Raw genomic sequence first — 20,970 nt, 5'->3', positions numbered from 1 at the left:
TTATTTACACTCAAAAAACGACTGATTCGTAGCTCTTAAGTAAACTATTCACTATCGTCAACGTAGTGTGAGAGTTCACCTAGTTCCACTGATAGTTCAAATTGACTATTCATGGCGAGCAAGAAAGAGACATCATTATCGACACTAAGTAGTTCCTCTTTACTACTCTACTTCCATCAGCTTTTTCCGCATTTAAGACACACTAAGTAGTTCCTCTTTACTAATGCCGACGTATGACCAGATTCCATCACGCGTCTTTCCATGTGTGGCTTAGCCTGCACGAGCTGGTCGGGGACGTACACACGATTTATTGGGAGTCTAACGGCTTAACGTCTTATTTCGACTAGAGCCGGGGTCACACACTCTATTTTAATCCTCACTACACATATTAGGTATTATGTCAACTTTTGTAGTTCGAAGGGTCACGGTGCCTGTATCCGACAAGTACCATTTGGGTTTGAGGCTGAGGCAGTTCCAGTACGAGTTGAAGGAGGCTGTAGAAAAGAACGAGAAGGTCGTGCTTAGCACCCCTACCGGGTCTGGGAAGACCTTCTCCCTCCTCCTCTCAAAGCATTCAGTAGGCCTTTACCCTATATTGGAGCTGCTTAACGACCAGTATAGAAGTCTGACCTCGCTTTTTGAAAATCAGGGTCTCATACCCGCGAACAAGGGAGACAATTACACAATTTACGAGGTCAACAACGAGGTGGTTGGGATATTCAAGGTGAGCCAGACTCTATGCAAGGGCAAGTTGGACGAGTGTATACTGGACATAAAGGTGGACCGTAAGGTAGTGTTGACGACCCCCGACACTTTCCACTTATATAACGAGTTGTTGGCGAAGCCCGGCTATGTAGCCCTCTCTCTCATGTCCGGTACGAGTGAACTCCCGGTGGGGAGTGTGACTAGGAGAGAGATTGTCAACAAGTTGAAGCACTTCGTAGGGCTTTTCAAAGGGGACTTGGTATTCGTGGACGAGTTCCACTTATACGACCCTTACCAGTTGAGGTCTCTGATCATCACCCTGAAGATCCTGAAGAAGATCCACGACCATGAGTTCTCCTTAGTGCTATCTTCAGCTACCCCGTCCAAGGAAAACGTGGTGAGGGTAGAGAGGGAACTGGCCTATAAGTTCAAGGAAATCAGGGCTGAGGGGGGAGGAGGTGACGTAATTAGGGGTGACACTAAAGTCGAGGTGATAGAAGTAGAGGCGAAGGGTGAGACTAAGTTGTCGAGGTTCGTAAGTGCAGGCGACGCAGTGCCGGGGTTGATCAGGAAGGGGTTACTGGACCGCGTGTACGAGAAGTTAAAGGCTGAGAAACTGAAGGGGATAATAGTGGTGGACAAAGTGGGACAAGCGTTGGAAGTGGCGAAGGCGATTTATGAGAGGTTCGGTATAAGACCCGTGTGTAAGACCTCGATTGTGGGGGACTTCTGCGGTGATGACGATACCTTCGTAGTCGGTAGCTCTGCGATAACTCAGGGGGTGGACTACCCAAACGTGTATTACGGGCTGATAGCAAGGTTTTTCGGAGAGGCGGCAATTCAAGCCTTCGGTAGGGTCGGGAGGAAGATGAAGGAGTGTGAAGTACATCTGGTAGTGCCTAGGGGTGGGGTTAAGGAAGTGCCTTCAAGAGAGATAAGTTACGATGAGTTCGTTAAGTGGGTGAGGGAGAACTATCCGAAAATAAGTGAGGTGAGGGTAGGAGAAGAGGTGGACTCCTTTAGGGAGGAATTGTTGGTGAATTCAGCGGTGCTGGTTTATAAGAGGTTGACCGGGCACCAGTTGGGCTTAGAGAAGTTACCCGATAAGAGGTACTATTTAGGGGATGTGGACTCGTTAAAGCTGTTATATTACTTCAGGTACACTGGCCCGTCTGTGAGATATAAATTCGGGGGGAGTGAGGGGGAGGCTGATCTGTCCACGGTGATGAGGAACTTCTCGTTTGAGGTGAAAGGAGACGTGTTCTATCTGTCGTTAGGAGGTAGGAAAGGGGTCGTAGCGAAGTGCAGTCAAGACGCGTTAAAGAACCTCGTGGGGATGGTCGTGTCTAAGAGGTTCTTGGAGGAAATGTTAGGTTGTAGTTTTGAGGACGAGGATGGTAACCAGTTGAGGTTAGGTGACCAATTGTTTTTAGTGTTAAAAGACGTTGACTATTGTGACAGACTAGTGAGTATGGCGAGGGCGATAGGTGTTAAGAACGACGATGAGTACTGTCTAGTGTTTTATTGATGAGACGGAGGGTGACTAGGTAGGCTGGTTTGTGGGGGGGGGGGCAGCGGAACCGACATAAATCGAATTGGTATCCTCAACAAGGCGTGTGGAGAGGTTATTGTTCTATTATCGATACCTTGATAAAAAGGAGGATCGTGACTGTTGTGTCTGATGGGGAGTTATCCATCCTGAAAAGTGGAGGAAGTTATTATATGACGACGAACCTTTGTACAGACGGAGTGCCGTGGGAGTTGAAGAAGAAGATAATTACGAGTGTGATAGAGAAGAGACCGAGCACCGTAGGAGTTAATGTGTCTTTCTCTGAAGTTCTGTTCGTCATTCTACACTCTCTAGAAGTTATACACCCCAAGACGTACCGGGTGTTTAGAGGGTAATACCGTTTTTACAGTCAAATTCGGTAATTCCAGAGGACTTGCCCTTTTTCGAAATAAATATAAATGTGGACTGATTAAGTAAAACTGATGACTGGATTTTCAGACACTTTCACTGAAGCCCTGAAGCTTTTCCACCCGTTCTTGGGGGCGGAGAACTGGAAGTACAGTGCTACTCTCCCGGCTTTCCTCCACTCGGCGTCAGCCGCGTACACGGCATACTCCTTGGCGAATATTGTAAACCCTGATCTCAGTGAGACAGCCTTCTACGCAGCCCTACTCCACGACTTTTACCAAAAAGTACACAAGGAAGTGACGGGATTAAGGGAGTTCGTAAAAGGGTTTGTGGACGACAAGGAAGCCCTTGACGCCATAAATTACAACTTAGCAGAGAACCCCGATGTTATGCCTGATCTGGGTTGGTTGGTCTGGTTTGGGGACATGGTTCAAGCGAAGGACATGAACGTCGTGGAGATGGAGAGGCTGATACAAAAGGTCTCGGAGAAGTACAAAAAGAAACTTTACACTTACTTCATCACCGTGACTTTACCGCAGATCGGGACTAGGAGTGCCTTAATGAACGCTGCTTTGTCGAAGATACCTGAAGACTCCTTAGTGCTGTTGAGTAAGGACGGGGCGTATGTGATCACCGACAAACTGTTACAGATGCCTTTAACTGTTGACATAAATGATATACGCTTTGCCTTACCCGAATCAATAAAGAGTAGTTGGGCTGAGACAGACCCGGCTCTGTTAGAGGACTTTGAAAACGGTGAACCCAAGGTCTACACAGAAGGTATGTTATATAACTTAGCGATTCGGGGGTTCGACGTAGGAAGTAAACCTGAAAAGGTTTGCCTAACCTGCGGGTTACCGGCACCTAAGCTGTATGCCCCTCAGGCTTACGGTTACGCCCTTTATTCTAGGAGTAATAACGAGAAGTGGAGCCCTAAGGTAAAGCCCCTCACGAATCTGAACGCCGACTTCGGCAAGAGGAACAGGAAGTACGGTATGTGTTTCTGGTGTGCGTATGACTCGGCTTATTTAGCTTATAACTCATTTACGTCCGCACGTAACGAGGAAAAGCACTTCTTAGTAGGGTACTTCACCAGAGTAGTTCCTAAAAAACTCGTTGATGACTTGGCGATGTTGTTGGGAGCTAACGTGGACTTTCGTGAGGTGGGTGGTATTGACTTAGACGACTTCGAACAAGGGTTTGAGGACTGGGTGTCCTTTGTAGATTCATTAACCGGGAAGGGAATATTCCAAGAAAAACCTATGAGCGTAATAGTTGATTACAGCTCGGCTTTAGTAGTTAGGGACTTCGGTTCCGTTGTGAAAAACGGGAAAAGGTCATATTTATTAGGCGATGAACCCATCTTAGGGTTTGTTAAGCTGCTCCCTTCCTTGGCTACACTGGCCATGGTTTCCATGTTCTATCCCCTGAAGGTTACATTGTTACCTGACCAAGTGATCCCTGACAGAGTGATCTCTTACGGTAAGTCCTTCGCTATGCTCGAGTATAACCCCTACTACCCGAAGGAGAACACGTCCCTACCACCCGTAACGTTAGCTCTGCTCCACTGCCTGAAAGTATACTCGGAGGAGAGGGAGAGGATGGAGGTCTTGGACATGAGCCCTGAATTCACTAAGGTAGCCTTACACTCAATTTGCCCCAAACTAGGGGAGTCCCTCACGTTTTTTAAATCCGATATGAAAAGGTTTTACGGGGTGAGAAGATGAGTGAAAAAGGTGAGAAAGTAAACGAAGTAGAGGATTTAAGAAGGGAGTTAGGTCTGGAAAGAAAAGACCTAGACCTAGGGGACTACATGGTAGCAATGGGTAAGATATTGTCGTTCAAGGCATGGGGCAACCCCTCCGCTCACTCCGTTACGAAGGAAGTCAGGGAGGCGTTAGAGGAAGTGAGGAAGAACCCCACCGGTGACGTTGAAGAAATAATAAAAGTTATGGTATCTCAGGACACACCGTTCTATAGGGCGGACTTGTCAATGCTCTATAGGGAGGCCTTAGAGGGGTTGCTCAGGACATTTGCAGAAAAGATGAGGAACATGAGCCCTAGGGAGTCGAGGAAACTGATGAACCTCGTGTTAGAAGGAATATACAACAATGCAGTTTTTTACAGCCCCACTTTAGGGGCTAAGATAATTGATATTATGAAAGGAGGTGGTAAGAAAGATGAGTAATACGTATTTCAGGGTAAGGGGAGAAAGTGATAGGATTTTTTCTAAAGGGTATAAGGTAGAGGTAGTGTACGCCATAATATCTAAAGGGGTACCGCTGTTCAGGACTGAAGGCGTGGGAGACATAAGCACGGTGAACATGGTAGTAGACAAAGAGAACTATGAGCTACCGGTGATACTACCCGAGAAGATACAGGCTAAGCTGAGAAGGACTATGTTGGAAGTATTGAGGAGAGAGTACTCCTCGTTCGACACAGACACCAAGAAGCATATCATGGAGTCTGCAAGTAAGGCAAAATATAAGAAGGTAAGTAAGGACAAGCTTGAATGGAACTGTTTCATAGCTCCCCCGATGCAGAGGACTCAGGCTACTGACATAGGCATGTGCGGATACTGTCCTTCATGCACGACCATGGGGAACATTACGGACGATACCGTGATGGATGACATCAACACGGCTTACGGTATTAAGAGCAGGGTAGCCCACGATATAGCCTTCTCTTGTATAGAGTATAGACAAGCAGTAATGGAAATGACCCACAATAAAGTCGCAGAGGGCGTGAGCTACACGGGACAGAGCTTATACTCAGAGATCCACGTAGCACCCGGGGTTGTGTTTATAGGCAAGTCGACACTCTATGACGTCACTCAGAACGAGTTCGCAATAATAGTGGACTCATTGTCCCGGATCACAAGGATGGGAGGTAGGGAGACTAAGGACGGGTCTGTTGAAGTCAAAATCCTAGGGGTGAAGTTTAGTGATAGAGAGACTGTCAGCAGTTACGACTTAGCGAGGGAGGTGTTAAAGGCAAGCCACGGTAAAATGACTGACCCAGAAGAGGTAATAAGTAAAGTTAGGGAGTACCTAAAGAATAAAGGCTTCCAAGAGGTAGCTATTAACGGTGGGGTGATTAAGATAGGAGGGAATGAAATCAAGGTGAACTATAAGGAGGCTTGGTTAGACTCGTTAGACTACGCCGGTAAAATCAGGGAGTTTATTGAGAGGGCTGAGAACAAGAAGAAGAGTACGGAAGAGTCTGGTCAAAGCGGTAAAGGCAAGGGGAGAGGTGGCAAGAAGAAAGAAGGGGAGGACCAAAGTAGCGAAGCGGAGTAAAGGTAACTATGTACGTTTATAAAGCTGAACTAGTAACCCACAGTATAATGTGGTTCAACACTTCGTCCTATCCCCATTCCAAGGGGTATGTCCAAAAAATATTACCAGTAATCCATAACTACCCGTTGGCACTGGCTTTTTTAGGACATATTGTAGACGGTAGCTATGTAGGTGCTTATAACGCACCGCATTATAGGGACTTGCAAGAAGTGTACAATGAGACCGGTTTATACGTTTACCCGGCAGTATTCGAGAGGACTTTCCACATGAGGCTGACTATGTCTATGGGGGAGAGTGATTATATATTGTATAAACCCCAGACGAGGTGGGCTGTCCCGTTGATAACTACTAATAATGTTTTAGCACCGGGTTCAAAGGCTGTGGGTTATGTAATATCTGACAAACCGTTAAACGTGAACTACATAAGAGTGGGGGTAAAGAGGGGGATAGTGAGAGTTTCGCTTCAGGAAGTTAAAAAATATGTGGAAGTAAAGGACATACACCCCAACGTGGCTTATAACGTCAAAGACGTTACAGCTTCAAACTATTTTGTCCTGCTGAAGCATAGAGCGGGAGATGTGGGGTTCAGCGGTGACGTAAAGAGGGGGTTGTCCTTTGAGGAGCAAGGGGAAGTTGTCTATCTACCGTTACCAGATTTCATATAAACTTTTTTAAATAGTGTGAATCTGGGTTTATTCAGCTTCTACCTGTAAAAACTAAAGAGACTTAAGGTGGAAAGTCTTTGCCTCCATTTTCTATTACAACTGTTACCTTGTTGGGCTAATCTATTTCATTAACTCCTATAGGTACAGACCGATTTACATTTAAAAAATCCTAAAGACTTTAAAACGCTAACACAAATTCGATTCTATGCAACGACTATCCAAGCTCAGCGTACCCCATACGCTTTCTGGGATATATTCTAAGTCTAAATAGTCTCCGAAAAGAACTAATTGATTCCTATAAGTGTTCCAGTAATCCTCTAGGAAGTCGCCCTCATAAATATTAGGGACAACTGGTGCATAACTTTTAGGCGTATTGGGCGGCATCTTGTGCCTAACTCTTTTTATTCAGATAACTCCTCTGTTTAGCCAGATATTGCTTATCTTTCTTCAAAACGGTACTTATAAGTCTCAATCTTACTCCTCAAGTTATCAACCAACATCTAACCTCAAAGCTCACATTCTTTTCCTTCATAGACTCCTCAGCCTTTGCTCAATACTTCTTAGCTCTCAAGTAGAGGGCTTCGTTGTAATAAGCTACAACGATCTGCAAATACATCACGCCAAGTATAGCTAGTCCTGCAACGTAATTTTCCGATTCCTTATCCGAAAACACTAACGTCTTTTCATACCTCTTAATTACCTTCCCGTTGACAGTCTTTCCGCTCTCTGGAGCGGAACTCAATACCGGCTTTCCTTATACTCACGACGATCTTATACTAAGCTTCATAAGATATCTGTTAAGGTAGTTAACATACTACACACTTCATGCTTTATCACTTCTTCAGATTCGGATTTCAATTCGAAAAGACATTACTAGGTAATTCATAGTTATTGTAAAAGCTTCAAATTACATAGAATAATTTACGTAGATTAGTTATGGAATATACTCCAATTCTCCTCCGATGAGTTTTTGGAATATACTCCAAAAGTTTAAAAACGCAAAAGACTTTTATTATTCGTGAATGTTGAGGAAATAAAAAGTGTCTTAAAAGAGCAAAGGGAAGACGCTGATAACTTAATGAGTAAAGCAATATCCAGAGATGTGCCTAAAGAAGAATTATTAGTAAATCTGTCAATCCCTAACGTTTTGGCTATATTAGGGGTAAGAAGAAGTGGTAAGTCTACATTATCACTCTTATTATTGAAGGACAAGAAATTTGCCTACGTTGACTTTGATGATGAAAGGTTGAGAAATTTAAAAGCCGAGGAACTACATATGGTGGAACAAGCCATTTATGAACTTTACGGCAATACGAATTACATTCTCTTTGACGAAATACAGAATATACCGGGTTGGGAACCTTTTGTGAGCAGGTTAAGGAAAACTAAAAGAATAGTCTTGACCGGGAGTAATTCAAAATTGCTTTCCGGCGAACTAGCCACTAGCTTAACTGGTAGACATGTGGATTTCATCCTTTTTCCCTTTTCATTTAAGGAGTTCCTGAGGTTTAAAGGACTTAATTACACAGAACCTTTTACTACAAGGGAGCGGGCTGAGATTAAAAATTATTTAAGGGAGTATATGAGCATTGGAGGTTTTCCCGAAGCATTGCTACTTAACAGTAAGCAAATAATAAACAGTATTTACAACGACATTCTCTTAAGGGATGTAGTTCAAAGGTTGAAAATAAGGAGGATATCTAAGTTTAAAGACTTCTCATCAGCTATAATCTCCCTTTACTCTTCTGAAGTTTCTCTAAATAGAATTGCCAAGATGCTCAAAGTTGATTATAAAACTATAGATGAGTGGTTTTACGGCTTGTCTTCAAGTTACTTAATTTATCCCGTGGAAAGATATACTGGGAAGTTAAGCAGGATCGCTGAGAATAAGAAGGTTTATGTGGTTGATACGGGCATAATTCAAGAAGTGTCCGTTAAAAAAGATTTTGGGAGACTAATGGAAAATTTAGTTGCAGTATATTTACTTAGGAAAAATCAAAATAGGGGTGTTTACTTTGTTAAAGGAGAGGATTATGAGGTGGACTTTTTAGACGAGAAAAGCGGGGAGTTAATTCAAGTAACTTACGATGAAGATGGAATAAAGGAAAGGGAGTTAAGCTCTTTGGTTAAAGCCTCCTCATTATTAGGTTTTAAACCCAAAATCATAACATGGGATAGGGAGGAAGTAATGGATTATAGTGGTAAGAAAATCATGATGGAACCATTGTGGAAGATTTTATTGAAGTAATCTCCTTTTATGCCGAGCATAAACGAGCGTGTCTTCAGTGTTTATTACTATGTTATCTACATTTCCATAATTTATTCACATTATGAAATATCTTATTTATTACATATTCTCTTTGTAAAAAGCCAACATTTGATAGTAGGTATCGGGGAAGGCGTCTCGAAAGTTACCACTTTATAAGGAGTCGACATTTGATAAATATGTAGATTAAGGATAACATCATGGACATGCCTTGCCGTCGCTTAGCTATAAGTATTACTTAAAGGTAGATACATGATAATTAGAGAGGGTATCTCTAGTCCTTCATTTGGGTCTCATAATCTCGCTAAGCGAGTAAGCTTTTAGGTAGGGTATGGGAGGGCTTTTAACGAGGTTAAAAGATATGTTCCTGAAGAAGGTGGATTAGTGGCGATTACAACCTATACTACTGGTTTAAAGGATCTCACACAGAAATTCTCCGGTAAACCCAAACGAGTATCTTCGCTCCTCACTTTAGGTTCAAGAGTCAAAGGCTTTGAATAGAAGCGTGGAAATAATCAAGTACTCATTTAACCATAGGACTCAAAGCTCATCAGCATCAACAATCCTAACGGTCATTCACTCGAAGTTCACACTATAACTTACAAAAAATGGGGATTAAAGGAGTGGAAAGCCTATCCAAGGGGATGGATAGCCCGTGTTCTTTGTTGAGATATCTCTTAGTAATGCTAATGAAGCCCCCCAGCTTAATGGGACTTTGGAAGGAGCAACCGTTTCCTCCTTCAAGGGACTAGAGCTCGGCAATGAAAGTCCCATCTTCAGATGGGAGCGGTTCTCTGAGCCACTCGACTGCTCACCATATGTAATCCCTAATCAATGGGTGGAACGATGAGATGGGAACCCTCACCCTGGAAGGGTGACGAGGAGTCAGATTAGGGATTAACTATACAGTTGGCTCATAAACTTTAGTCATAGACCTCCTTACAATCACCACACAAAAAAGATACAGTTGGCTCATAAACTTTAGGAAACCTAAACCCCGTCTCGGGTTATTATACCAACCCTTGTATACTGAGAGGGCATCCAATAGCGGTCCTCAGCGATCTTTGATGGTAGATTGTACTCCTCCATTAACTTCTCATACAACTCGTCGTAAACATTTGAAACTACTCCCTTATCTTCCAGATTTGGGACATTCCTTTCAACCTGAAATATGAAGAAACGAAGTGCTTTTACTGTATCTGTGTTTATTAGCACGTGTGAGAAATAATTAATTGATAATGCAATTCATAAAGTCCTCAGCTGATGTATATTTAGAGGAAGCTGATGAGTTTCTTTCTAAGGGAGATGTTGTTCAGGCTAGTGAGAAGTATTATAAGGCTGCTGAAGAAGCAATAAAGATCTTAGCCAGTCTTGAAGGGGACTTTTTACCTGATAAATGGGACGCGGAAACGGTTAATAGAGCCGTGTTTGAATTATCTTCGATCTTCGGGAAGTGGGTAATTGAGAGTTGGGGTTCAGCGGTATCTCTAATAACCGTTAACCTCGATCTTAATCAAGTAAAAAAATATAGGGAGAAAATAGTTAAACTAGTTCAACTTGCTGACGAAAGACTCAATAAAAAGATTATTGAAAGAAGCTGATGAGTTGCTTTCTAAGGGAGATGTTGTTCAGGCTAGTGAGAAGTATTATAAGGCTGCTGAAGAAGCAATAAAGATCTTGTCCTACAAAAATTCTGTGAATGCCGTTTCTAAAGTTAGTAGGATAGGACATTGGAATTCGAAACTTTATTTCGATGCTGTAGAGGAACTTGAGAATTTGTACCACGGTATAAGATCGTTATGGATCTCAGCGTGGTTGTTGCACATAGAGGGTTTTCATGAGGCCAGGCTGAGTAAAGAAAATATCCAACATCTAAAAAGCGATGTAGAGAAACTAGTTGAGTTGATATAGCTAACCCTGACTCAATCTATACACTAACTCTTAGTGCAAGTAGTTTATCAAGCCTACGTATTAGTTGGATTTTTACCTTCACTCGTGGCTCAACACGAACATTGAAAATCTAACGGCTATTCATAGCGTAATTTGTCAAATGCTTCTAAAAATTCGTGAAAAACTAAATGTTTAAATTCAACATCAGATATCTTAATTATTCACTGTACTTAAAACTTAAAAAAACTTTTTACCACCAGTTTTCATGATGTCCATGATGATGTGGTCCGTCTTAGCACACCTGTTCTCTCCATGGATAATTCTCACCAGTGTTCGAAGACGTAGAAGGGGAACATTAGCTTATATCTAGTTACCACGTTCTCGTCGTACTTCAATCCCTAGTGTTCTTCTTTTCCCTGGGTAATACTCAGCATAATTATTTAAAAATCTTTGTATAATTCTGAAGAGATCCACAACATATAATATATAAAAAAGCTTAAATCTAATAAGGTATTATTAATTTTCTTCAATGAAAGGACTAAGGAAGCTGGGAAAATATATACGATAGAGATGAGGAGCTAAGTTTATTACAATATGCAATTTCTGAGCCAATAGTTCTCCTTGCTGGAATAAGAAGAATAGGTAAAACCTCCATTCTGAAAGTTTTCTTAAATATCATAAATTTACCTTATGCTCTAATTGACGTAAGAATTTCACTTTCTTCTTGTAGAGCTCTTTATACAATATTTTCTGATGTATTTTTTAAGATAAATAGAAAAAATCAATAAAATCTATCTTACAACACTTTAGTGGAATTCTAATCTTAAGTGTAAATATATCTTTATATCGAGATCCTAAAGGAAGAGCTTAAAATTTGTTAAAAAGTTTATATCAGGAGGCTGAAAATGGATGCTGAAGTTACTGATTGCAATTCTAATATTCGTAATCACGCTTTTGTTGGTTAATTTTAAACCCAGGCGAATTCCAATAGGGTATTCAGCACTAATTGGTGGAGCCCTTACTCTAATTCTGGGTATTTCTAATATTCACGACGTTGTGTTAGTTTTCGATATAGTGTGGGACGCTACGTTTACTTTCGTTGCTATAATAATTATGACTTTAATATTGGATGAAGCAGGTTTCTTCGACTATATAGCGTCCAAAATATTGAGATTAGGAAATAGGTTAGGCAAAGCCTTCGTTCTTTTGCTTTTGCTTGACGCTGTAGTCTCCGCGCTCTTTGCAAACGATGGAGCAGCGTTAGTCATGACTCCAATAGCCACTTCAATAATATCTAGGAGCAGCATTGATGAGCGTTCTAAGATTGTGTTTATGTTGGGAATAGGTTTCGTCGCAGATACTGCAAGCCTCCCGTTCATAATAAGTAACTTAGTAAATATAATAGACGCTACATATTTTGATATGTCATTTCTCCTTTATGCAGAATATATGATATTTCCTTTTACAATATCTGTAATAGTCTCAGTAGTACTTTATTATTTTCTTCTAGTTAGAACGACCGATAAGAATCAGGAATTGCCTAGTTTTCAACCTACAATCAATGATCAACTTTTGGTTAAGCTAGGCTTTCCTTTCATAGCAATATTAGTTCTAGCTTACTTTCTTACTTCATTTGTCGAGATCCCGGTTGCAATGGTAGCCATTCCAGCAGCTGCTCTGTTAGGTATTATAGCAAAGCGTAGGAAAAAAATAGATGTATATAAGGTTGTAAGAGAGGCACCTTGGCAGATCGTGCTTTTCTCTTTGGGCATGTACATAGTAGTTTTCGGCATGGGGAAGCAAGGCGTTACTAATTTCTTAGCTAGTACTGTCTCTACCTTGTATAGCCTTCCGTCCCCATTTAACGTGATAATGGAAGGATTACTTTTTGCCTTTACCGCAGCCATAATGAATAATCTTCCTTCAGTTATGATAAATTCTCTAGCTATAAACTCTACCCATTCTACTAACCAATTCCTTTTAGCTTTAGTAAACGTAATAAGCAATGACATAGGACCTAAGTTCACTCCTATAGGGTCTTTGGCTACTCTACTCTGGATATATTCCTTAGAAAGAAAACACGGCGTAAAGATACCTCTAAGGATTTATGTTTACTTAGGACTGATAACTACGCCTATAGTTCTAGTGGCAACTATTCTCTCCTTATGGATTTTATTTCTATGATACATCTTACAACCGTATCAAGTATATAAAATATTCTTGAGGTACCTTTTGCGATTGGCAATACGCTCGATATAGTGTGGGGGAAAGGTTTAAAGCTGAAAAGCGGTGAAGTGTTTTAGCTCGTCTTCAAATTATCATTTCTCGTTAGTGCGTTCTCATTGTCCTATAAAACACACCGGAATGATCTCATTTTTATTTCTTAATCCTTGGTATTTTGACCCTTTTAAGACCTTAACTCTGGCAAGGGGTTTCTCCTTATTCCTACATTTAAATTGTCACTTAATAATACTCTACCGTCATAAAAGCATTTATTACTAGACTTCAAGAACTTGTTCTTCATTATTTATACACTCCGACCCTCATAAAAGCATCATTTAGCACCGTGTGGAAGTCCTTGACCCCCTTTCTACTCTCTCTTATGCTAGTTACAATAAACTGTACTTCGTCTAGTAGAAACAGTACCTACTTCCGCTTCACATATGTCATGTCATTCTCACGACTACAACTTTAAGCGGTACACAATAGGAGACATTAAGGATTTTTCAAACGACGTCAAACCGAAAATACTACCCCTAAAAAGAGGATAGATGTATGACGAATAGACTTCTTTTCCTTTACAACTAGAATTTATACTACTTTCGTCGTGAATTTTTTATAAGTTAAAATTTAGCAGTTTCTTATAATGTGAGTTATTATGTATAAACAGATGCCCAAGAAGAACTGGATAGGGTTAATCCCAGAGCCTGGTAACAATTGGAAACCAATAGACGAGAGAAAGGAAGACAGGTTTTATTTTATGAAAGACTTTTTGAAAATACTAAAAGACTTCATTGATACTCCTCACTTTGAAACCTCTTATGATCGTAGAGAAATAATCTACCAGTTAGGACCTTCGTCGGAATACGTCCTCAAGGGGAGGGTTCCGTATAGGCCTTTTCCGGTTAGTGAAAACCAGCCCGTTGATACTGAGCAAAAATGTGAGGGAGTGATATATGACGTCCTAGCTTATTATAGGCAAATGAGGAATAGGCAATCGAGGAATAAAAACTGGGGTGTATATTATGTGCTGAGGAACATCGAAGACGATCTTTCCTACTTTTCGTATGTATTTAATAAGTACGTTGGGAGTAGCGAAGAGACATCTGCCGTAATAGCAGCTTTCTTAGCTTATCCAGCTTTAATAACGTTCCATGAACTATGCCGTTGTTAGCAGTTTCCGATAAACCGTAAAGTTTATATTATTTCATCACAAGATTTTATACAATGCTAAGACCTAAAGAAGTGTGCCAACGCCTAGGAATTTCATACGCAACACTCAGAGAATATGTTAAGAAAGGGTACATAAAACCCGTGATACTAGAAACTGGGAAGTGGAGGTTCAAGGAAGAAGACGTCGAAAGACTTGTGGGGATTGTTAGAAAGAGGAAAGTGATCCTTTACGCAAGAGTATCATCAAACACACAGAAAGACGACTTAATAAACCAAGTAAAATACTTGGAGGAGAACGTTAAGGACTACGACCAAGTAATAACTGACGTTGGATCTTCATTAAACATGAAGAGGAAAGGATTCCTCAAGTTGTTAAGAATGATTCTGAATAACGAAGTGTCAAAAGTTGTCATAGCCTACCCGGACAGACTAGTAAGGTTCGGCTTTGAAATAATTGAAGAAGTATGCAAAGCACACAACTGTGAGATAGTCGTTCTAAACAAGGAGGACAAAACACCAGAACAAGAGTTAATAGAAGACTTAATCTCTATACTAGTCTCCTTTAGTGGAAAGTTGTACGAAATAAGGAGTCACAAATACGAAAAGGTGAAGAAATGTGTCGAAGAGCTTAAGGCTTAATGACTTTCAACCAGAGGAGGAATACGTCTACCTAACGTACTCCATAAAGAACGATAAGAAGGAGGAGAGCAAGATATTACTGGAGAATTATAAACACCTACTACAGAAGGCTTTAGACTGGTTATGGGAGAGGACTAAGATAGAGAGGAAGGAGGTCAAGAAGGGCAAGAAAATTTTCGCTAAGGTTAAAGTAACCTTGCCAAAGAAAAAGGAAGTTTACAAGGCGTTGAGGGATGAGCTTGAAAAGATTAACAATCTAGCTTCCCATTATGTTGACAAGGCTATAATTGATGCTTACTCAATATTAAAGGGGTGGAAGAGGAGGGCTGAAAAAGGACAAGCGTCACTGAGGAAACCAACTCTGAGGAAGGTTTACGTTAGGATTAAGTCAACTCTGAGGAAGGTTGAGGGTGAGAGTGTAAGGATTACAGTAAGACCTTACGAATACGTCACCTTCTCTTGGTCTCACACTTGGTTCTCTAGGAGGGTTGAAGAACTTGAGTTGGGTGAGCCAGTAATAAAGGAGGATAAAGTTCACCTACCATTTCGGTATAAATTACCTTGGTTTACTCCCCTAGATTTCCTAGCAATTGATAGCAACCTTTACACATTAGACGCTTACGATGGGGGGAAGTTTGTTACATTTTCAATTAAGGAGTTGTACAGTCTAAAATACGGTATGGAGTTGAAGAGAAGTAAAATACAGTCTTTTGCTTCAAAGCACGGTAGGAAGGGGAAGGAGTTGATGGAGAAGTATTCCCACCGTGAAAGGAACCGCGTGCTGGATTACGTTCACAAGTTCGTGAACAAGTTGCTGGAAATGTATCCTCTAACTGTGTTTGCCGTTGAAAAGTTAAATAAGCAGTCAATGTTCCAAGACGCTGATGACAAGCTGTCTAAGAGGACTTCGAGGACTGTGTGGAGGACTATACACCGTGTGCTAAAGTACAAAGCCTCACTTTACGGTTCTTTCGTTAAGGAGGTGAACCCACATCTCACTTCCAAGTCCTGCCCCAGATGTGGATGGGTTTCCCGAAAGGTCGGCAGGACTTTTCACTGCGAGAGGTGCGGGTTCACTCTGGATAGGCAACTGAACGCATCTCTAAACATATACCTCAGGATGTGCGGGTTTCCCCACCTCCTTTTTACTCCCACTGGGAGTAGGTGGGTCGGGGTTATCCCGCTAAAGGGGCGGAGGGGTATGAACGGGACAATGCCCCGTGACTCTGGTGAAGCCCAACGGCTGAGGATTGATATTAAATATTATGAAATCCTATGAAGCCCAAACCCCGGAGAAACCTTGGTATACTATTTGTGGAATAGGCACAAAATGAAGCCTGATACGCCTAAGAGCTACGCACCTGCGGTACCCAGTAATTACGAAAGTAACTTTCTGAGAATGTACTGGAACACCTATAGGAATCAATTAATTCTCTTCGGCGATCATTTAGATCCATATGACACCATTGAGAGTGTATGGAATAGGCTAGGTTTAGACAATCGTTACATAAAAGATGAGTCGGATTTATGTAGACACTGGAAGGATCTGAGACCGCCTTTAGAACAAAATGAGTCTTAAGGAGATAATAATACAGAGAGACTCTCTCAGGCATAGTCAATTGTGAAAAGGATTGTCTTTCTTACTTGCAAGGGAATAACTAAATGAAAAATAAAGAGTGTTGATTGATTTCATCGTCTGAGTAGAAATATATTCCTTTATCAAGCATCTTTACGAGTCTATCAGCATAATAAATGGGTGCAGGTAGCCTTAAACTATTTCCCTCCCCATATATTCTAGCTAGGTCGAGCCTTGTTAGTGCGTGGGTTACGTATATTTCGTCCTCTTTAATTTCGTGATCGCCATTACTATCGGTTACTTTTTCCTAGTTTGACCGGTTTAGCATTTTCTCTTCTATGGAACACAAAATAGGATACATTATCTCTGCTCTTTATGTAGAAGTTATACTTATCATCCTCAAACCTCGTATTATGATGTTTTATAACGTTTACAAGACTAAATTTGAAGTTGTTTTTTTTTAAACTTGAGGTAATTGTTCTTTTTCCTCTTTCGTAGCCCTACCGTCCCTGAGTATCAACAGTTTCTTGTTTTCTAATTGGGATCCTAACTTACCGTATAATTGTGAGAGTATATCCTCTATTTGTACTTTTCACCGGCAGCTCTAACTGGTAAGGGAATCACCTTTTCAATTATACCCTTATTATTGAAGAAAGTTACAGCTATCGAATTTTTCCTGATGAAGGACTACGGGACACGGGCTACTTATTATTGAAGACAGTTACAGCCCCTCCGTAGCTACTAGTCTTAAACAGACAAAGGTTCAACACCTACAGTATAATTCAGCAGGTTATCCCTCTTTTAATGGTGAAATTTCTAGTTTATAAATCTGAATATTACTAAATGAAACTATTATTTTCTCCTTCCTATTCCCAATTTTCGTTGGGAATTACTTTCAATCCACCAATGAGCAGAAAAATTCTCTATCTAAGTAACGTAAAACGAAATTCTCTAAGTCAAAATCCCAAAATAACACGGGAACAAACAAAATTCAGCAATGATAAATACCTTGATAACAACAAAACTTATATATGAGAAGAACATAAATAAGTTAAGAAATAGTATAAAAACATACAGTTAATCCACAATGGAATTGAAAGGTATTGAAAGCTCACAGAATTTCTTACATTATTGACGATCGTTAATCCACAATGGAATTGAAAGACAAGAAAATCTACAGCGATTCCAGCTAATATACTTGAAAAGTTAATCCACAATGGAATTGAAAGGGCTTAACTGTGTATAAAGGCACCTCGTTCTGTACATAAGTTAATCCACAATGGAATTGAAAGCCTCAGAACCAACCACCACAACCACCTCAGAATCAACCACGTTAATCCACAATGGAATTGAAAGATATGAACAATATCAAAAGTTGTATGTAACGCTCTTGAAGGAGGTTAATCCACAATGGAATTGAAAGTGATTTATTGAGTGAAAGCTCTTATCTTTACAGACTACTTAGTTAATCCACAATGGAATTGAAAGTTGAAAACTGACGGTAACGCGTTGCTGGGAAATTACCTCCTCGTTAATCCACAATGGAATTGAAAGTTGTAGACTATTACCTTTATTGGTAATGTCACGTTATACTGTTAATCCACAATGGAATTGAAAGTTATACACTGATATCCTATATGATTCTCCCTCCTTTGCTGTTAATCCACAATGGAATTGAAAGAACGAATAGGGAATTATGAAATTCTTAACAAAAACACTCCCTAGTTAATCCACAATGGAATTGAAAGGGTTTTAATGAATATCAACAAGAAGAAGGGAACATGACTTAGTTAATCCACAATGGAATTGAAAGTGATGCGTATTATTACAATAACCCAGGGTGTCCTGAGAAAGTTAATCCACAATGGAATTGAAAGGTTCCAAAGTTTGTCGGGAGAATTTCATTCAAGAACGAGAGTTAATCCACAATGGAATTGAAAGGCCGTCTTCGATGTGGAAGACATGCTCTATGAGCATGTCTTGTTAATCCACAATGGAATTGAAAGGCCGTAGGACTTCATCTTCAGTAGTATATTGTGTGCTTCCAAGTTAATCCACAATGGAATTGAAAGATTAATTATAATTGCAGTAGTTGGTTACTTAATAGCCGTTAATCCACAATGGAATTGAAAGTACACTGTCCTGGTAATGCTTCATGAACCTTGTGAATATCGTGTTAATCCACAATGGAATTGAAAGTACACTGCTATGACAGAAGTGTTATGCAATGTCCACACTTGTTATTCCACAATGGAACCTGTAGCAAAATGTTTTAATAACCTCTTTGCAGAGTTTATATATATGAGGAGCGGAAAAGACGGAGAATATTACTTTGTAACAATTGAAAGTGATGAAGAATTAGAGAAGTTAAAGGAATTAACGCTTAAGAAAATGAGGGCTAGAAACGGTAAGCTTTCTTATGCTTCCCAATCCTCCAAATGAATACAGTACAATTTTTTGGCTCAAAACTATAGACTATCCTTATGTCTCCAGTAACTTCTATAGAGAATAAAGGCCTCCCGTACTTATCCGTTTGGTTCTTTAATTTCTCCTTAGCATACTTTTTAGGGTCTTCTCGGAGTAAATGCAATTTATCAAAGATTAACATTATAACTTCTTCATGAGGAAATTCCTTGGTTAAAAATTCCGATAATTCTTCAAGATTAGTTATCCTCTTCCTAAACATGAATTTCAATTCCCACTTCTCACAAACCACATTAAAAGATTTAGGAAACGTATTTAAAAGTTTTCTCTTTTCGTATATTATCTTAAATATAAGCTAAATACTAAGCTAATATATAAGCAAAAATATTAAGCAACCCTAGACCGGAGAGCGTAGAGCTTTGGGTTGAATTTTTTTGCAGTAGATTGGAAGTTTATACAATTTTTCTAACGGGAATAGAAAGCCTGTACCCCAGTATAAGTGCTCATACTACTTACTTAACAATTTTTCAAAATTCAATGAGAGTAATCAGCATATCCTTTTTTAATGCCTAGTAGCAAAAATATACACAAACGAAAAATTAAAGAGGTGGTTTCTAAAATGTTTTTCTAATCCAACTTATTGGGTATGGGGAAGAGCAGGGGAATAGGGCTAGGCGAAGTTAAGGTCTACGGGAGGAAAGTGAAAGGGCTCAACTAAATCCAGTCGACGTTCAAACTATCAATACGAGTCGCAATAGTAACTTAATTATCATCAATTAGATCGTTAAATAGAGTGTTAATTGTCCTCACTTAGCCTAGCCTCACTTTTAACCCTTAAATACTTGAGTTTATAGCTTGTTATGATGGAAGGGAAAAAAGAGCTAGAGGAAATCTTGAGCAAAGGTAAATTTTCTAAGTTAGAGAAGACTGACTTCGATAAGATCCTCAAATACCTAAACGAGGATAAGGACTTCATTATTAACTACTTCGATCAAGCTACTGACGCTTTAGCGTACTTAGTGACCGTGAAGGGTTATATAGACTGGTTCATAAGGGATGACATAAACGTTCATGTAGTAAGGGCGGTAGTTGACAAAATTGCTACGACAATGAAAGCTTACGAGTTCGAAAAAGTGATAGAGTACTTAGAACCTGATTTCCTCTTTATTTACGATATATTAAGGAGACTGCCTAAAGGGAGACTGAGGGAGTGGGTAGGGCTAGTATGGGACAAAGAATACTTTGACGAATGGAAGATGCTTAATAGAGAGTACACTTTATTGTCGGGGGCTATCCTCTTAGCAGATAGGAGGTACTTAATCTCTACACACTTCACTAAGCTCGAAGCCTTTGCTTATTCATATAACTTCCCTCAATACGTCAGGGAGAATTACAAGGTCAAGTATAAGGAGGATTACTATTCTTTAGTAACGAGGGCAAACCTGGGTGAGTATGATGATCCTGAGGGATTATTACTCAAAATCTTGAGGAAGAACAAACATTTCCACCTAACTTATAAGGCTATTATGAACCTTGCTAAAAATTACCCGGACGCACCGTGGGTAGCGTTGGAAACGTTAAGGAGTAAGACACTGAAGTTAGCCGAGAACAAGAGGTTATTGAGGTACTTGGATCAGAACGTTGGTAAGGTAGCAGTTGAGACTAACAGATAAGCTTCTAATCTCGAATCTTTCAATTAATTTGAGGGTTTGACTTCACCGCTGGGAGGCATCAGGTGAAATAGGTTCAATAAGTTTTCTCGTGAAGTAGATTATATATTTCTGATTGCGGGTAGGTGAAGTCTTGTTTTTTTTTTTGAGCTTAAATTTATAATTCTTGAGTATATTGTCTACCGTATCCTTGGTCCATTCTCTAACTTCAATAATAATCTTGCAGCAGTTATGGGACTTTAACGTAACTTAAAGATTTTCATTAGCCCAGACGATCCGCCTAAATAGCGTTCAACGAACCTGAGGAACGCCTCCACGCTCCTCAGGTTAAGAGCCCCCACCAGCTCCCTGACGATGTTGGTCATGATAGTGAAGATCGTGAGGTACCCCTGAAACCTCTCTCTCCTCCACGGTAGACCCAAAATCATATTAGAAAAAATATTTCTGATAGGATAATATCTAATCCATAAAAAATAATGGAATTTATAAGAGTGTAAAGAATTGAAGAAAAGGTTTAAGGTGAGG

The 20,970-nt window shown here is 40.2% G+C and carries 19 protein-coding genes, 2 pseudogenes and 1 CRISPR repeat array; of the genes and pseudogenes, 16 read left to right on the top strand and 5 right to left on the bottom strand.

The window, feature by feature from the left end; translation table 11 throughout:
- Positions 1–427: 427 nt before the first annotated feature.
- The 6 genes from WIW89_RS09755 to WIW89_RS09730 all read left to right on the top strand — a co-directional run bounded on the left by WIW89_RS09755 (position 428) and on the right by WIW89_RS09730 (position 6,587).
- Complete coding sequence (locus tag WIW89_RS09755; RefSeq protein ID WP_337720615.1) at positions 428–2,233, top strand: hypothetical protein; 1,806 nt, start codon at positions 428–430, stop codon at positions 2,231–2,233.
- A gap of 146 nt (positions 2,234–2,379) precedes the next feature.
- A complete protein-coding gene (locus WIW89_RS09750; protein WP_337720614.1) occupies positions 2,380–2,610 on the top strand; it encodes a hypothetical protein in 231 nt (76 codons plus the stop codon).
- Between the two features lie 87 nt (positions 2,611–2,697).
- The gene (locus tag WIW89_RS09745) at positions 2,698–4,350 is read left to right on the top strand and encodes a hypothetical protein (RefSeq protein ID WP_337720613.1); all 1,653 of its coding nucleotides are present in this window, start codon (positions 2,698–2,700) and stop codon (positions 4,348–4,350) included.
- Positions 4,347–4,811: a hypothetical protein gene (locus tag WIW89_RS09740; protein WP_337720612.1), complete on the top strand. Its 465-nt coding sequence runs from the start codon at positions 4,347–4,349 to the stop codon at positions 4,809–4,811. Before WIW89_RS09745 ends, WIW89_RS09740 begins: the two co-directional genes overlap by 4 nt.
- Entirely contained in the window at positions 4,804–5,922 is a 1,119-nt protein-coding gene (cas7d, locus tag WIW89_RS09735) for a type I-D CRISPR-associated protein Cas7/Csc2 (RefSeq protein WP_337699059.1), read from the top strand. Before WIW89_RS09740 ends, cas7d begins: the two co-directional genes overlap by 8 nt.
- Positions 5,923–5,930: 8 nt before the next feature.
- A complete protein-coding gene (locus WIW89_RS09730) occupies positions 5,931–6,587 on the top strand; it encodes a hypothetical protein (protein ID WP_337699060.1) in 657 nt (218 codons plus the stop codon).
- Positions 6,588–6,773: 186 nt separating this feature from the next.
- On the opposite strand, the gene WIW89_RS09725 is transcribed toward WIW89_RS09730, so the two are convergent.
- Positions 6,774–6,971, bottom strand: coding sequence for a hypothetical protein (locus tag WIW89_RS09725; protein WP_337720611.1), 198 nt, complete (start codon positions 6,969–6,971; stop codon positions 6,774–6,776).
- Positions 6,972–7,137: 166 nt separating this feature from the next.
- Entirely contained in the window at positions 7,138–7,329 is a 192-nt protein-coding gene (locus tag WIW89_RS09720) for a hypothetical protein (RefSeq protein WP_337720610.1), read from the bottom strand.
- Positions 7,330–7,605: 276 nt separating this feature from the next.
- Here WIW89_RS09720 and WIW89_RS09715 point away from each other — a divergent pair, with 276 nt between their 5' ends.
- Complete coding sequence (locus WIW89_RS09715) at positions 7,606–8,835, top strand: ATP-binding protein (protein ID WP_337720609.1); 1,230 nt, start codon at positions 7,606–7,608, stop codon at positions 8,833–8,835.
- Positions 8,836–9,815: 980 nt separating this feature from the next.
- Here WIW89_RS09715 and WIW89_RS09710 read toward each other — a convergent pair.
- A pseudogene (locus WIW89_RS09710) lies at positions 9,816–10,098 on the bottom strand (RNA-guided endonuclease TnpB family protein); the annotation flags it as partial.
- On the opposite strand from WIW89_RS09710, the gene WIW89_RS09705 reads away from it, so the two are divergent.
- The 8 genes from WIW89_RS09705 to WIW89_RS13630 all read left to right on the top strand — a co-directional run bounded on the left by WIW89_RS09705 (position 10,092) and on the right by WIW89_RS13630 (position 18,793).
- Complete coding sequence (locus WIW89_RS09705) at positions 10,092–10,454, top strand: PaREP1 family protein (protein WP_337720607.1); 363 nt, start codon at positions 10,092–10,094, stop codon at positions 10,452–10,454. The pseudogene WIW89_RS09710 and the gene WIW89_RS09705 overlap by 7 nt on opposite strands.
- A complete protein-coding gene (locus WIW89_RS09700) occupies positions 10,441–10,764 on the top strand; it encodes a PaREP1 family protein (RefSeq protein ID WP_337720606.1) in 324 nt (107 codons plus the stop codon). The genes WIW89_RS09705 and WIW89_RS09700 overlap by 14 nt, the downstream gene beginning before the upstream one ends.
- A gap of 888 nt (positions 10,765–11,652) precedes the next feature.
- The gene (locus WIW89_RS09695; RefSeq protein WP_337720605.1) at positions 11,653–12,927 is read left to right on the top strand and encodes an ArsB/NhaD family transporter; all 1,275 of its coding nucleotides are present in this window, start codon (positions 11,653–11,655) and stop codon (positions 12,925–12,927) included.
- 694 nt (positions 12,928–13,621) lie between these two features.
- Positions 13,622–14,137, top strand: coding sequence for a hypothetical protein (locus tag WIW89_RS09690; protein ID WP_337720604.1), 516 nt, complete (start codon positions 13,622–13,624; stop codon positions 14,135–14,137).
- Between the two features lie 53 nt (positions 14,138–14,190).
- Positions 14,191–14,775, top strand: coding sequence for an IS607 family transposase (locus WIW89_RS09685; protein WP_337720603.1), 585 nt, complete (start codon positions 14,191–14,193; stop codon positions 14,773–14,775).
- Positions 14,753–16,054 carry an RNA-guided endonuclease InsQ/TnpB family protein gene (locus tag WIW89_RS09680; protein ID WP_337720602.1) on the top strand — a complete coding sequence of 434 codons (1,302 nt, stop codon included), beginning with the start codon at positions 14,753–14,755 and terminating at the stop codon, positions 16,052–16,054. The genes WIW89_RS09685 and WIW89_RS09680 overlap by 23 nt, the downstream gene beginning before the upstream one ends.
- A gap of 21 nt (positions 16,055–16,075) precedes the next feature.
- Positions 16,076–16,354, top strand: a complete 279-nt coding sequence (locus WIW89_RS09675) for a hypothetical protein (protein WP_337720601.1) — start codon at positions 16,076–16,078, stop codon at positions 16,352–16,354.
- Between the two features lie 1,073 nt (positions 16,355–17,427).
- Positions 17,428–18,550: a CRISPR direct-repeat array (repeat unit 24 nt; unit sequence GTTAATCCACAATGGAATTGAAAG).
- A gap of 9 nt (positions 18,551–18,559) precedes the next feature.
- Positions 18,560–18,793, top strand: coding sequence for a hypothetical protein (locus WIW89_RS13630; protein WP_443296489.1), 234 nt, complete (start codon positions 18,560–18,562; stop codon positions 18,791–18,793).
- Here the strand turns inward: WIW89_RS13630 and WIW89_RS09665 are convergent.
- Positions 18,750–19,067 carry a type II toxin-antitoxin system RelE family toxin gene (locus tag WIW89_RS09665; protein ID WP_337720599.1) on the bottom strand — a complete coding sequence of 106 codons (318 nt, stop codon included), beginning with the start codon at positions 19,065–19,067 and terminating at the stop codon, positions 18,750–18,752. The two genes, WIW89_RS13630 and WIW89_RS09665, sit on opposite strands and share 44 nt — an antisense overlap.
- 571 nt (positions 19,068–19,638) lie before the next feature.
- Between WIW89_RS09665 and WIW89_RS09660 the strand changes: the two genes are divergently transcribed.
- Positions 19,639–20,448, top strand: a complete 810-nt coding sequence (locus tag WIW89_RS09660) for a hypothetical protein (protein ID WP_337720598.1) — start codon at positions 19,639–19,641, stop codon at positions 20,446–20,448.
- A 236-nt stretch (positions 20,449–20,684) separates the two neighbouring features.
- Here WIW89_RS09660 and WIW89_RS09655 read toward each other — a convergent pair.
- Positions 20,685–20,970: pseudogene (locus WIW89_RS09655) on the bottom strand (hypothetical protein); the annotation flags it as partial.

The organism is Stygiolobus sp. CP850M (genome assembly GCF_037389425.1).
Taxonomy (GTDB): Archaea; Thermoproteota; Thermoprotei_A; order Sulfolobales; family Sulfolobaceae; genus Stygiolobus.
Note: the sequence above shows the minus strand (reverse complement) of the source record. Positions and strands in the feature narration are given on the sequence as shown.